This is a genomic window from Streptomyces sp. 351MFTsu5.1 (assembly GCF_000383655.1).
Taxonomy (GTDB): Bacteria; Actinomycetota; Actinomycetes; order Streptomycetales; family Streptomycetaceae; genus Streptomyces; species Streptomyces griseorubiginosus.
Genome location: NZ_KB911795.1, coordinates 14,779 through 27,743 on the forward strand (window position 1 = coordinate 14,779; position 12,965 = coordinate 27,743).

At 72.9% G+C, this 12,965-nt stretch carries 13 protein-coding genes and 1 pseudogene; 8 read left to right on the forward strand and 6 right to left on the reverse strand.

The annotated features are described in order from the left end of the window. Positions 1-34 precede the first annotated feature (34 nt). From H295_RS0134735 to H295_RS0134750, 3 genes are all read right to left on the reverse strand, one after another. A complete protein-coding gene (locus tag H295_RS0134735) occupies positions 35-1,024 on the reverse strand; it encodes a small ribosomal subunit Rsm22 family protein (protein WP_020139968.1) in 990 nt (329 codons plus the stop codon). Between the two features lie 409 nt (positions 1,025-1,433). Then, complete coding sequence (locus tag H295_RS0134745; RefSeq protein WP_420706283.1) at positions 1,434-2,549, reverse strand: serine hydrolase domain-containing protein; 1,116 nt, start codon at positions 2,547-2,549, stop codon at positions 1,434-1,436. A gap of 11 nt (positions 2,550-2,560) precedes the next feature. Continuing rightward, entirely contained in the window at positions 2,561-3,919 is a 1,359-nt protein-coding gene (locus H295_RS0134750) for a multidrug effflux MFS transporter (protein ID WP_020139971.1), read from the reverse strand. 117 nt (positions 3,920-4,036) lie between these two features. On the opposite strand from H295_RS0134750, the gene H295_RS0134755 reads away from it, so the two are divergent. From H295_RS0134755 to H295_RS0134770, 4 genes are all read left to right on the forward strand, one after another. Beyond that, complete coding sequence (locus H295_RS0134755) at positions 4,037-5,059, forward strand: Gfo/Idh/MocA family protein (protein WP_020139972.1); 1,023 nt, start codon at positions 4,037-4,039, stop codon at positions 5,057-5,059. A gap of 389 nt (positions 5,060-5,448) precedes the next feature. Then, a complete protein-coding gene (locus H295_RS0134760) occupies positions 5,449-6,207 on the forward strand; it encodes an SDR family oxidoreductase (protein WP_020139973.1) in 759 nt (252 codons plus the stop codon). A gap of 365 nt (positions 6,208-6,572) precedes the next feature. Next, positions 6,573-8,036, forward strand: a complete 1,464-nt coding sequence (locus H295_RS0134765) for an ABC transporter permease (RefSeq protein WP_020139974.1) — start codon at positions 6,573-6,575, stop codon at positions 8,034-8,036. Between the two features lie 73 nt (positions 8,037-8,109). After that, complete coding sequence (locus H295_RS0134770; protein WP_020139975.1) at positions 8,110-8,802, forward strand: ABC transporter ATP-binding protein; 693 nt, start codon at positions 8,110-8,112, stop codon at positions 8,800-8,802. A gap of 12 nt (positions 8,803-8,814) precedes the next feature. On the opposite strand, the gene H295_RS0134775 is transcribed toward H295_RS0134770, so the two are convergent. Continuing rightward, complete coding sequence (locus tag H295_RS0134775) at positions 8,815-9,795, reverse strand: aldo/keto reductase (RefSeq protein WP_028810018.1); 981 nt, start codon at positions 9,793-9,795, stop codon at positions 8,815-8,817. A 40-nt stretch (positions 9,796-9,835) separates the two neighbouring features. Then, positions 9,836-10,162: a hypothetical protein gene (locus H295_RS0134780; RefSeq protein ID WP_020139977.1), complete on the reverse strand. Its 327-nt coding sequence runs from the start codon at positions 10,160-10,162 to the stop codon at positions 9,836-9,838. 132 nt (positions 10,163-10,294) lie between these two features. Here H295_RS0134780 and H295_RS0134785 point away from each other — a divergent pair, with 132 nt between their 5' ends. The 4 genes and pseudogenes from H295_RS0134785 (at position 10,295) to H295_RS0134795 (ending at position 12,385) form a co-directional block, all read left to right on the forward strand. Continuing rightward, on the forward strand, positions 10,295-10,849 hold the full coding sequence (locus H295_RS0134785) for a DoxX family protein (RefSeq protein ID WP_028810019.1): 555 nt from the start codon (positions 10,295-10,297) through the stop codon (positions 10,847-10,849). A gap of 57 nt (positions 10,850-10,906) precedes the next feature. Next, positions 10,907-11,254 carry a MazG-like family protein gene (locus H295_RS0134790; protein WP_028810020.1) on the forward strand — a complete coding sequence of 116 codons (348 nt, stop codon included), beginning with the start codon at positions 10,907-10,909 and terminating at the stop codon, positions 11,252-11,254. A gap of 57 nt (positions 11,255-11,311) precedes the next feature. After that, a pseudogene (locus H295_RS48630) lies at positions 11,312-11,471 on the forward strand (M24 family metallopeptidase); the annotation flags it as partial. A 320-nt stretch (positions 11,472-11,791) separates the two neighbouring features. After that, the gene (locus H295_RS0134795; RefSeq protein WP_020139980.1) at positions 11,792-12,385 is read left to right on the forward strand and encodes an RNA polymerase sigma factor; all 594 of its coding nucleotides are present in this window, start codon (positions 11,792-11,794) and stop codon (positions 12,383-12,385) included. Here H295_RS0134795 and H295_RS0134800 read toward each other — a convergent pair. Next, positions 12,360-12,962 carry a helix-turn-helix domain-containing protein gene (locus tag H295_RS0134800; RefSeq protein WP_020139981.1) on the reverse strand — a complete coding sequence of 201 codons (603 nt, stop codon included), beginning with the start codon at positions 12,960-12,962 and terminating at the stop codon, positions 12,360-12,362. The two genes, H295_RS0134795 and H295_RS0134800, sit on opposite strands and share 26 nt — an antisense overlap. Positions 12,963-12,965: the final 3 nt, after the last annotated feature.

Consider the following 12,965-nt stretch of genomic DNA (forward strand, 5'->3'; position numbering starts at 1 on the left):
AATGGACGGCTCCAGTGGCCTCGTCCGCGCCGGGCTAGTGGTTCGGTGGGGGCCATGGGGCGCCCCATGCGGTGTCTCTCGCCGTCTTGTACAGGTCGCCGTGGCGTTTGGTGATCGTGCGGCGGGTCAGGTGTTCGTCGGGTTCGCAGAGGTCGAGGAGGACCTGGCCCTTGCGGATCTGGGGGCGGCGGATGATCCGGGCGGGGGCCGGGGTGGCAGGGAGGCGGGTCGCGGCGACGTAGCTGAACTTCTCGTCCTCGTACGGCAGGGAGCCGCCCTTGACCTTGCGGTGCAGGGACGAGCGGCTGACCCGCGCCGAGAAGTGGCACCAGTCCTCGCCGGGCACGATCGGGCAGGCCGCGCTGTGCGGGCAGGGCGCGGCGATCCGGAAGCCGGCGGCGATCAGGCGGTCGCGGGCCTCGATGACACGGGCGTAGCCGGCCGGGGTGCCGGCCTCGACGATCACGACCGCCTGGGCCGCTGCCGCCGCGGCGTCCACGAGGGCGGTCCGGTCGGCCGGGGTCAGCTCGTTGAGGACGTAGGAGACCGTGACCAGGTCCGAGGCGGGCAGGGTGAGCTCCTTGCCGATCCTCGCCCGCTGCCAGCGCACCTCGCCCAGCGCCGGGTGCGCGGCGGCGATCTCGCGGCCGAGGGCGAGGGCGGGTTCGGACCAGTCGAGCACGGTGACCTCGCGGTCGCCGGACCAGGTCGCGGCCACCGCCCAGGTCGCCGCGCCGGTGCCGCCGCCCACGTCGAGATGGCCCGCGGGGGTCCAGCCCGGGGTGGCCTCGGCGAACGCCTCCAGCGCCGCGTGGACCGCCTCGAAGGTCGCGGGCATGCGGTAGGCGGCGTACGCGGCCACGTCCGCCCGGTCGCGCAGGATCGGGGCGTCCGTGGGCGTGGCTCCGCGGTAGTTGGCGATCAGCCGGTCCACCGCCTGGGCCGCCTGCTTCGGGGGAAGCCCGTCGAGGAGGCCGGCGAGGGCGGCGCGGAGGGTCTCGGACGGGAGTGCGGGGGCGGTCACCCGGAGATTCTATGGGCGGCCGGACGCGGGGCGGATCCGACGGCTTCCCGGCCGCCTCGGGGGCCCGGTCACGTACGAGCCCTCGTCCCGGTCGCGTCCCCGTCCCGGTCATGGCTCGGTCACGGCCACTTGCCGCTCCCCGTCACGCCCCGGTCCCGGTGACGGCGCACCCCGGTCACCTCCCGGTCCCGGTCAGCGGTCCCGTCCCGGGGCACCTCCTGGGCCCAGCGCGTCCCGGCCTCAGCCACGCCCCGGTCCCAGCGACGGCGCGACCCCGGTCACCTCCCGGTCCCGGTCAGCGGTCCCGTCCCCGGGCACCTCCTGGGCCCAGCGCGTCCCGGCCTCAGCCACGCCCCGGCCCGGTCAGCCCCCGGCCCCGGGTCACGCCCCGGCCCCGGTCACCTCCCCGTCACGTCTCCCGCACCGCCCGCGCGACCCTCGTCGCGATCTCCGCCCTCGGGCGGTTGTCCGGTGGGCGTCTTCGGGGGTGGACCGTGTTGGCCAGGAGCACGACGAAAGTGTCCGTGGCCGGGTCCAGGACCAGGGAGGTGCCGGTGAAGCCCGTGTGGCCGGCCGCTCCCCGGCCCGCCAGCTCGCCCATGAACCACTTCTGGTCGATCGCGAAGCCGAGGCCCGGCGGGGTCAGCAGCAGCTCCACGAAGTCGGGGCCCAGGATGCGGGCCGGGCCGTACGAGCCGCCCGCGAGCAGGGTCCGGCAGAAGACCGCTAGGTCCCGGGCGGTCGAGAAGAGGCCCGCGTGGCCCGCCACTCCGCCCAGCGCCCACGCGTTCTCGTCGTGGACCACACCCCGCACCATGCCCCGGTCGGCCTTGGCCCATGCCCGACGCTGGTCCTCCGTGGCCGCGGCCTCCGGGCAGGGGCCGAAGCGGGTGGACGTCATCCCGAGCGGCCGGGTGATGCCGTCGTGGACGAGCACGTCGAGCGGCCGGCCGGTGATGCGTTCGAGGACGTGCTGGAGGAGCAGCGGGTTGAGGTCGGAGTAGGTGTAGGTGCCCGGGACGCCGACGGGCGGCTCGGCCCGCAGCAGGGCGAGGCGTTCCTCGTCGTCGGCGCAGTCGTACAGCGGGAGCTCGGGGCGCAGGCCCGAGGTGTGGGTGAGCAGCTCGCGGACGGTGATGCCGTGGGTCGCGGCGGCCGTGAAGTCGGGCAGGTACGCGCCCACCCGGGCGTCGATGCCCAGCGTGCCCCGCTCGATCTGCTGCACCGCCGCCACCGCCGTGAACAGCTTGGTGAGGGAGGCCAGGTCGAAGGGGGTGTCCACGCGGGCGGGGACGCGGCGCTCCGGGGGCAGTTCGACGCCCGCGTCGGCCTCGGGGTCGTAGGACGCGTAGCGGACGGCCCAGCCGGAGGCCTCCTCCACGGCGATCACTGGGCCGCGCCCGGCGGCCAGGACGGCTCCGGCGGCCCAGGGGCGCCGGCCGGTGGTGAGGATCCGGAAGTCCCTGACGAGGTGCCGGAGCTCCTCGCGGTCGAGTCCGGCCCGCTCCGGTGTGTCGGTGCGCAGTTTCGGTGCGCTCAGCTCTTCGCCTCCGTTCTCGGGTCCTCAGTCGCACGCTTGTTCCAGGGACGGCACATTGCCATGAAACACAGGAGCGCTACCAGTGCTGCCGCCACTTGGACGACCGCCATCGGGACGGCCGTGCGCTCCCCGGCCATCCCGACCAGCGGGGAGGCGACCGCGCCGATGAGGAAGGAGGACGTGCCGAGCAGGGCGGACGCGGAGCCCGCGGAGTGCCGGGTGCGCAGGAGGGCGAGGGACTGGGCGTTGGGCAGGGTGACGCCCATCGCGGACATCAGGACGAAGAGCGCGGCGGCCACGGGCGCAAGCCCGACCTCGCCGAAGACGCCGGTCGCCATCAGCAGCAGGGCCGTGGCCGCCGCGGTCACGATCAGCAGGCCCACGCCCAGGACCCGGTCCAGGCCGACCCGTCCCACCAGCACCTTGCCGTTGAACTGCCCGACCACGACGAGCCCGACCGAGTTCACGCCGAACAGCAGGCTGAAGGTCTGCGGGGAGGCGCCGTAGATCTCCTGGATGACGAACGGGGACGCCGAGATGTAGGCGAACAGGGCGGCGAAGGCGAAGCCGCCGGTGAGCATGTAGCCGGTGAAGGGCAGGTCGGCCAGGAGCCCGCGCATCGAGCGCAGGGCGTCGCCGACGCCGCCGGTGTGCCGGTCGGCCGCGGGGAGGGTCTCGGGGAGCCTGGCCCACACCAGGACGGCGAGCAGCGCCCCCACGCCGGTCAGGACCACGAACACGCCCCGCCAGTCCGTCACCCGCAGGATCTGTCCGCCGACCAGCGGCGCCACGACCGGCGCGACCCCGCCGATCAGCATGAGGGTGGAGAAGAACCGGGCCATCGCGACCCCGTCGTAGAGGTCCCGGACCACGGCCCGGGCGATCACTATGCCGGCAGCGCCCGCGAGGCCCTGGAGCAGCCGGAAGCCGACCAGGAACTCCACGGTCGGCGCGACGGCGCACAGCGCGGTGGCGACGACGTACACGGCGAGACCGGCGAGCAGCGGACGCCTGCGGCCCCAGCGGTCGCTCATCGGGCCGACCACCAGCTGCCCGAGCGCCATGCCGAGCAGACAGGCGGTGAGGGTGAGCTGGACGGTGGCGGCGGGGGCGCTCAGGGATTCGGTGACCTGCGGCAGTGACGGCAGGTACATGTCCATCGCCAGCGGCGGGGTGGCGGTGAGCCCGCCGAGGAGCAGGGTGACGAGCAGGCCGGTGCGGCGCACGGCGGTCGTCGGCGCGGTCGGCTCGGGTACGGCCGTCCCCTCGGTGTTCGGTGCGGCCGCCACGTCGATGTCAGGCAGTCCCGCCCCCTCGACTCGGTCCGGCTGCTCAAGGTGCCCTCGCTCGGGCATGTGCCCCTCCCTCTCCGTGTACCGCGTTGTCCCGGGGGACCCCGCGGACCCCCGGCCACCTATGCTCTCAGCTCGTACAAGGTGGCGACGGTCAGGTGAGCGAGGGTGGAGCCGGGCATGACGGAGCAGAGCGTGCGCTGGGGGATTCTGGCGACGGGCGGGATCGCGGCCGCGTTCACCGCGGACCTGGTGGATCTGCCGGACGCGGAGGTGGTCGCGGTGGCCTCGCGCTCCGAGGCGTCGGCGAAGGTTTTCGCGGAGCGGTTCGGGATCGAGCGGGCGTACAGCGAGTGGGGCGCCCTCGCCGAGGACGCGGACATCGATGTCGTGTACGTGGCAACCCCGCACGCGGCGCATCGCGCGGCCGCCGGGCTCTGTCTGAGCGCCGGCCGGAACGTCCTGTGCGAGAAGGCGTTCACGCTGAACGTGCGGGAGGCCGAGGAGCTGGTGGGGCTCGCGAAGGACGGCGGGCGCTTCCTCATGGAGGCCATGTGGATGTACTGCAACCCGCTGATCCGGCGCCTCAAGGCCCTCGTCGACGACGGCGCGATCGGTGAGGTGCGTACCGTGCAGGCCGACTTCGGGCTCGCCGGGCCCTTCCCGCCTGCGCACCGGCTGCGGGATCCCGCGCAGGGCGGGGGTGCGCTGCTGGACCTCGGCGTGTACCCGGTGTCGTTCGCGCATCTGCTGCTCGGGGAGCCGTCGGACGTCGTGGCGAAGGCGGTGCTGTCCGAGGAGGGCGTCGACCTCCAGACGGGCGCGCTGCTGTCCTACGACGGCGGGGCGCTGGCCTCGCTGCACTGCTCCCTGACCGGCGGCACCGCGACGATCGCCTCGGTCACAGGCTCGCTGGGCCGGATCGACATCCCGGACGGCTTCTTCCACCCGGACCGTTTCGTGCTGCACCGGGACGGGCGCGACCCGGAGGAGTTCGCCGCCGACCCGGCCGACGGCCCGCGCAACAGCCTCAAGCACGAGGCCCGTGAGGTCATGCGAGCCCTGCGGGCCGGAGAGACCGAGTCCCCGCTGGTCCCCCTGGAGGGCACGATCGCGGTGATGCGCACCCTGGACGCGGTACGGGACCGGATCGGCGTCCGGTATCCGGGAGAGCGGGCTGGGGAGAGCGTCACGTCGGTGTGAGTGGGTGGGGGCGGTGCGGCGAGGGCGTGTGAGGGGGCCGACCCACCGCGCGTCCGACCTGACCGACCGGCCTCGGGGGCCGCCCTGCCCCGCAGATCTCAGGGACCGATCCCCCGGCCGGGCCCACCGGGGCTCTCACGACCAGTGCCGACGGCTGGACCGTCCGGGGGAACTCCGACGGCTGACGGCAAGACCGCCCGGGAGGGGCTGACGGGCACACCGCACTCCGGCCGCCACCTCCCGACGGCACCACCGCCCCGGCCGCCCCGCCGCCCTCCCGACGGCAGCACCACCCCGGCCGACCTCGCCCCGACCGACCCCCACGGCAACACCCCCGCGCCCTCCCCCACACCACCCGCCCCACCGACGGAGTCCTACGCTGCGGGGCCATGGACACCAACAATGCGAAGACCGCCGTCGTGACCGGGGCGGGTTCCGGGATCGGGCGGGCGGTTGCCGTGGAGCTGTTGCGGGCGGGGTGGGCGGTGGCGCTGGCCGGGCGGCGGGGCGGGGCACTGGAGGAGACGGCATCCCTCGTGCCGGAGGGCGCCGCGCTCGCCGTACGGACGGACGTCTCGGAACCCGGGGACGTGGCCGCGCTGTTCGCCGCCGTCGTGGAGCGGTTCGGGCGGGTCGACCTGCTGTTCAACAACGCGGGGACGTTCGGGCCCGGCGGGGTGCCGGTGGAGGAACTGCCGTACGACGCCTGGCGGCACGTGGTGGACACCAACCTGAACGGGGCGTTCCTGTGCGCGCAGACCGCGTACCGGCAGATGAAGGAGCAGGATCCGCAGGGCGGCCGGATCATCAACAACGGGTCGATCTCGGCGCACACGCCCCGGCCGCACTCCGTCGCCTACACCGCGACCAAGCACGCCCTCACCGGCCTCACCAAGTCGCTGTCGCTGGACGGGCGGCCGTACGGCATCGCGGTGGGGCAGATCGACATCGGGAACGCGGCGACCGACATGACCGCGCGCATGGGCGCCGGGGCGCTCCAGGCCAACGGGGAGGTCGTCCCGGAGCCCGTGATGGACGTGGCCGACGTGGCCCGCACGGTCCGGCACATGGCGGAGCTGCCGCTGGAGGCGAACGTGCAGTTCGCGACGGTGCTGGCGACGGCGATGCCGTACGTGGGGCGTGGCTGAGCCGTCCCGGGGCGGGGGCGGGACGGTCGATTTCTACAAGCGGAATGTGTCATTCCATGCCCACCGGCACTGGTCGGAGGCTTATGCTCGTCACACGCCCTCCACAGGAGCTTCACACTTGGGGAGCGGCATTCCGTAGACCTCGCCCGAGGGGGGAGGCGGCGGTCGTCCATGGCCCGGGTGGGGGTGGATCTCGCGTGGGACCGCGAGGTGCGCACCGGGCCGTGGACGACCGCCGCACACATTCTCAGCTCACCCACATCCCTTCTCAGCCTGCACCTATCGCTTCCTCAGGACCCCCCAATACGCCGTCCCTACCTTGAGGGCGCGCCTGCAGCGGGCGCCAAGAACCTTCGAGGAACGGGATGTTTGGCATCTATCTCAAGCGCGAGCTGGGCCGGCGCAAGAAGGCGGCCCTGGTGATCGCACTGGGTCTGGCGCTCGGTATCGCCCTGGTCATCACCGTCAACTCGGTGTCGGCCGGTATGACGCAGGCGCAGGGCAAGGTCCTGAAGTCGCTCTACGGCCTCGGCACCGACATGACCGTCACCAAGACCAGGTCGGCCCCGACGTCCGGGAGTTCGGGCAGACCGAACTTCCAGTTCGACGCCAGTTCCAACGGCAGCGACACGACGCAGAGTTCCGACCGTGTGATGACCCAGGGCGGTCAGGCCCTGGCGTCCTCGGTGGTCACCAAGGTCACGCAGCAGAAGGGCGTGGCCGGCGCGGTCGGCGCGCTGACGCTGAACGTCACCAAGGTCGACGGGTCCTTCACCCAGGGCAAGGCGCAGAGCTCCGGAGGAAACAGCGGGAGCGGCGGCGGCCAGGGCGGTCCCGGCTCCGGCGGTGACAGCACCGCCCCTCCCCAGGTCCGGGGCGGTGGCGCGAACTTCGACGTGAACTCCTACTCCGTCACCGGCGTGGACGTCGGCGACCAGACCCTCGGCCCGCTGGCCGGCTCGAAGATCACCACCGGCAAGACCTTCACCGCCGCGCAGAGCAACGCGAAGGTCGCGGTCGTCAGCGCGTCGTACGCCAAGGAGAACTCCCTCAAGGTCGGCAAGACCCTGACGATCTCCGGCACCAAGTACTCGGTCATCGGCATCGCGACGCCCGACAGCAGCGAGTCCACCACCGACGTCTACCTGCCCCTGAAGCAGGCGCAGACGCTGGCGGACGCCAAGAACCAGGTCACCACGATCTACGTCAAGGCGAGCGACTCGAAGCAGATCGACGCCGTCAAGTCGGCGATCCAGAAGAACATCTCCGGTACGACCGTCACGACCTCCGCGGATCTCGCCGAGACCGTCTCCGGGTCCCTGTCCACCGCCTCCGACCTCGCAACCAGCGTGGGCAAGTGGCTGTCGATCGCCGTCCTCGCGGCCGCGTTCCTGGTGGCCGCGCTCCTGACCTCCTCGGCGGTCTCGCGCCGGGTCCGGGAGTTCGGCACGCTGAAGGCGCTCGGCTGGCCGAGCCGCCGGGTGACCCGGCAGGTCGTCGGCGAGTCCATGGTGAACGGCCTGCTCGGCGGGGCCCTCGGTATCGGCCTGGGCCTCGCGGCCGCCTACGCGGTCACGGCGATCAGCCCCAAGCTGACCGCGCAGCTCGGGAACAGCGGGGGTGGAACGGGCGGCGGACCGGGCGGTGGCGGCCCCGGCCGGCAGGCCTCGCAGAACACCATGGAGATCGCGCTGTCCGCGCCGGTCTCGATGACCACCATCGTGCTCGCGGTGGGTCTCGCGGTCGCCGGAGGTCTGATCGCCGGGGCGATGGGCGGGTGGCGGGCGTCCCGGATGCGGCCCGCGGACGCGCTGCGCAGCGTGTCGTAACCCCCTCACCCCCTCACCCCCTCACCCCCTCACCCCCTCACCTCCTCGCTACGCACTTCTCGACGGAGCTCTCATGTACAGACTCACGGGCGTCACCAAGCGCTACACACGCGGAAAGGAGACCGTGGAGGCCCTGCGCGGTGTCGACCTCACCATCGAGGACGGCGACCAGCTGGTCGTCCAGGGCCCCACCGGCGGCGGCAAGTCCACGCTGCTCCAGATGATCGGCGGGCTCGACCGGCCGACCGCGGGCAGCGTCGAGCTGGACGGCGTCGACCTCGCGCGCATCGGCGAGGCCAGGCTGACGCGGCTGCGGGCCGAGAAGATCGGCATCATCTTCCAGTCGTTCAACCTCATCCCGACGCTCACCGCCCAGGAGAACGTCGAGACCGCGCTGGTCCCGCTGGGAGTCAGACCGGCCGAACGCCGGGAACGGGCGGCGGAGGCGCTGCGGTCCGTGGGGCTCGGTGAGCGACTCACGCACGCGCCCTCGGAGTTGTCCGGCGGACAGCAGCAACGGGTCGCGATCGCACGGGCGTTGGTGAAGAAGCCGAAGGTGCTGCTGGCCGACGAGCCCACCGGCAACCTCGACGAGTCCATGCGGGACGAGATCATGGCGCTGCTCGAAGGGCTCTGGCACGAGTACGGGTTGACGTTCGTCCTCGTCACGCATGACTCGTCGATCGCACGGCGGGCACCGCGGCTGGCCACGATCAGGGCGGGGCACATCACGCTGACCGAGCAGCAACAGTCGTACACCCGGTAGGACTTGGACCGCTCACCGTGCCAGGATCCGGTCGACCTCGGTCACCTGGTCGGCGGTGAGCGGTCCCTTCGCGATCGCTCCCGCGTTCTGCTCCGCCTGGGCCACCGAGCGGAAGCCCGGGATGGGAATCGTCCGGGGGCTGCGGGCCCAGATCCAGGCCAGGGCGCCCTGCGCGAGGGTACGGCCCTCGCTGGTGAGGATGTCCTTCAGCGCGTCGATCCTCCGCAGCCACTCCGGGTCGGCACTCGCACCGTCGCCGAAGCCCGGCAGCCAGGCCGGGGGGTTGCTGCGGATGTCGCCCGTGTCCTGGGGGCCCTGACGCTTGCCGGCCAGCAGGCCCATGGCCAGGGGGCTGCGGTTGATGCTCGCCAGGCCGGACTTCTCGCACAGGGCGAGCAGTTCGGGGGCGTCCTGCATCACGTTCAGCGCGTGCTGGACGGCGGCGCAGTGCTCCCCCTCGGCGAAGACGGCGGCGCGGGCCGGGTCGTCGGTGCTCCAGGCGTAGGCGCGGATCAGTCCTTCGCGCACGAACTCCTCGCAGGTGTCGCGGAGTTCGGCCGCACGCTCGGGGTCCGCGTCGGAGATGTGGAACTGGTAGAGGTCGATACGGTCGGTGCCGAGGCGGTCCAGGGAGGCGGTGAGGGCGCGGCGGGCGTGGGCTGGGGTGTCGTCCGCGCCGAGGAGGGTGCGGGTCTCCTCGTCGAAGACGTTGCCCCACTTGGTGGCGAGGACGACGTCGTCGCGGCGCTTGCCGAGGGCACGGCCGAGGACCCGTTCGCTGTGCCCGGTGCCGTAGGCGTCGGCCGTGTCGAAGAAGGTGACGCCGAGGTCGAGGGCGCGCCGGACCGCCCGTACGGACTCCTCGTCGTCGACCCTGCCCCAGCCGAGGGGCTGCCCCTCGCTGTTCTGCCATTCACCGCCGATGGCCCAGCAGCCGAAGCCGAGGGCGCTCACTTCGATACCGCTGCGGCCGAGTGTCCTGTTGGTCTCCATGGCCGGAGACTAGGAGTTGGAGCGCACACCAAGGCAAGCGTTACGCCTGGCCGGTCTCGAAGCGCGAGATCCGGCCGTCCTCGCCGACCTCGAAGTGCCACTTGGTGCGCATCTCGCCCCAGGTGTCGTTGCTGTAGCGGGCGATGAGGTCGCGGCCGCCCCGGGACTCGTTGTCGACGTCCATGTGGCCGCGGGAGGAGAAGATCTCCCGGTCGATCCAGTCGTCGAGGTCGCGGTCCCTGCCGTCGTCCGCCATGGTCGCGCCGGGCGCGAGCAGCGCCAGGAAGGCCTCGCGGTCATGGGCGTTGACGGCGGAGACGAAGGCGCGGACGGCCGGGTCGCTGAGCTTGGCTGTCTGAATCGTCATGCCAGCCAGACTCACACCGCTGGTGCGGGGCCGCCACCCGAACGGCCGCGCGGGTCTTCCGGGCAGGTGTGAGCGGTGCGACGGTGGAAACGCGAGGGGGGTCCCGTTCCGCATCTCGTGCTGGGAGTCATCGTGACCGCTTACGACCGAAGTGATCTGGGTCTGCTGCTGCTCCGGCTGGGGACCGGGGGTGTGCTGGCCGCTCACGGCGCGCAGAAACTGCTCGGCTGGTTCGGCGGGGGTGGTATCGAGGGGACCGGGCAGTTCATGGAGTCGGTCGGGTACGCGCCGGGCCGGGCGAGCGCGACGGCGGCCGGGCTGGCCGAGGCGGGCGGCGGCACGCTGCTCGCGCTGGGCCTGGCGACCCCGGCCGCGGGTGCTGCGGCGGCCGGCGCGATGGCCGGCGCGTCCGCCGTGCACGCGCCGAACGGCTTCTTCAACACGGGCGGCGGCTACGAGTACGCGGCCACGCTCGGCCTCACGGCGGCGGGCCTCGCGGTGACGGGCCCCGGCCGCCTCTCCCTCGACCACGCCCTCGGCCACACGGTCAACCGCGGCTGGATGGTCCCGGCGGCCCTCGCGGTGACCGGCCTGGCCACGGCGGCGGTCGTCGGCATGCGCGGCCGCCGGCTCCGGGAGAAGGAGGGACGCTCCGACGACACGCAGGAGGCGCTGTTCGAGGAGTAGGAGGCGTTGTACGGCGAGTGCCCCGTCGGAAGCTCTCGCCGTGACAGGCTGCTCCACATGAGTGATCACGGCATGCCCTCTCCGGATCTCTGGAAGTCCGTCGACGCCCTGTGGGCCTGGCTGGAGGCGGACCAGCCGGTGCGGGGGCGGGAGGGGCTGCTGTTGCGGATGCTGAAGCTGTCCGAGGAGGTCGGGGAGGTCGCCGAGGCCGTCATCGGGGTGGTCGGCCAGAACCCGCGCAAGGGCGTCACCCACACCTGGGAGGACGTCGAGGCCGAGTTGTGCGACGTGGTGATCACCGCGCTGGTGGCACTGCGCACCCTGACTCCGGACACGCGGGAGGTCTTCATGGAGCACTTGGCGCGGGTCAACGAGCGCTCACTGGGTCCTCGTCAGGCGCGGTGAACCTGCTGAAGCCGGTAGGCCTCGGGGTGCGGTCGTAGGAGGACGGGATCACCGGCTGAGGAGACCCCGCTGGTCCCCGCCATGTGCTTCTCGATCGAGCCCGGGGTGTATCTGCCGGGGCGGTTCGGGGTGCGGATCGAGGACATCGTGACGTGCACGGAGGACGGGGGGGCGGCGGTTGAACTCGACGGATCAAGGGATGGCGATCGTGGAGTGAGCACGGCCTCTTCGCACGGCGACTGCCGGGGCGGGAGGTGGCCGTCGTCCGACGGTGCGTCCCAGAAACGAACGGACGACGGCCCAGGACACCGCTCCTGTATCCCTCACCGGTAATCCGGTGCCGCCGCCCGCGCGGATGGGTCCCGGTCGAAGATTTTTCCGGCCGGCAAGCCGACGGCCGGGAAAGCTGTGCCTGACCGCGAGCCGGTCGATCGTGGCGCCGAGCATCCGTTCACCGCCCGGCTCCCGAAGCCGTGCGTGACCTACATGCCGCCGCAGGGGCCGAGACCACCAGGACCGTACGCGCGGAGCCGCCCCGTGCCCGGCGCTCGCCACGACGCCCCGCCGCTGACCGCGGAGCGTGCCGCGGATGACGCCCTCGCGGCGGCCCGTGCGGCGGAGGGGGACGAGGACGCCTTCGCCGGAATGGTGCGCCGGCACGCAGCGTCGCTCGTCGAGATCGCCACCCGGCTGCTCGGCTCTCGCACCGAGGCCGAGGACGTCGTGCGGGACGCCTTCCTCGACGCCTGGCGACTGCTGCCCGAGCTGCCCGAGTTCCAGGGGTACTCCTCCTTCGGCACGTGGATCCGCCGGATCGCGACCGACCACTGCCTGAACGCGCTGCGAGCCCGCAGACTCGCGGCCCCGGCCCGGATCGCCGAGGGCCCGGACGCGGTCCGGCGACTGCGTGGGGCCCTCGACCTGCTCACGGCGGAGCAGCGCGTCTGCTGGATTCTGCGGGAACTGGACGGACACTCCGTCGAGTTCATCACGGAGGTTGTCGGCATGAGCCGGGAGGACGTCCGCGCCCATGTCTTCCGCGCCCGCCGTTGTCTGGCACAGGCGTTGGGGTCCCGGACATCGCCGAGCGGGCTCGAGCTGGGCGTCACAAGTGCGGCGGCGGAGACGTGATCATGAGGTGCAGGAAGAGGGTCCAGGCTCCCGACGCGGCCGCCAGCAGCCGGAATCCGCGGCGGCGTGCGGGGGTGACCGGATCAGGGCCCGCCCCCACCGGGAAGGCGGACGGGACGGGGGTCCGCGACGGCGCCTCCGCAGGCGCCACGGACGCCGCCGGGGCACTGGGCCGGGGCTCCGGACACGTGCGGGCGTCCTCGGCCGGGGGCCGGGGGCCGGGCCGGGAGGCCTCCGCCGGAGGGTCGCAGCGGCGACGCCGTGCCGCTCGGCGCGGAGCGCTCACGGCGGCTCGGGGTGCTTCGGAATCCGCGCCGGCCGGGGCCAGTCCCTGAGCCAGGCCGCTCAGGAACGCGGCATAGGCGGCCCGCCGCAGACCGGTGGGGGTGGTGCGGCCGCTCTCCCAGGAGCGCACCGTCACCGCGGTCACCCCGAACGCCGCGGCGACCTGTTCGTGGGTGAGCTGCCACGCTCGGCGCAACCGGGCGCGCTCGCCGGGCCCGGGCAGAGGTGCTCTGCCGTCGCTGCGGCGCGGGTGGGACGGCATGGGGTGCTGGTGCAGAACGTCGATCGTCATGAC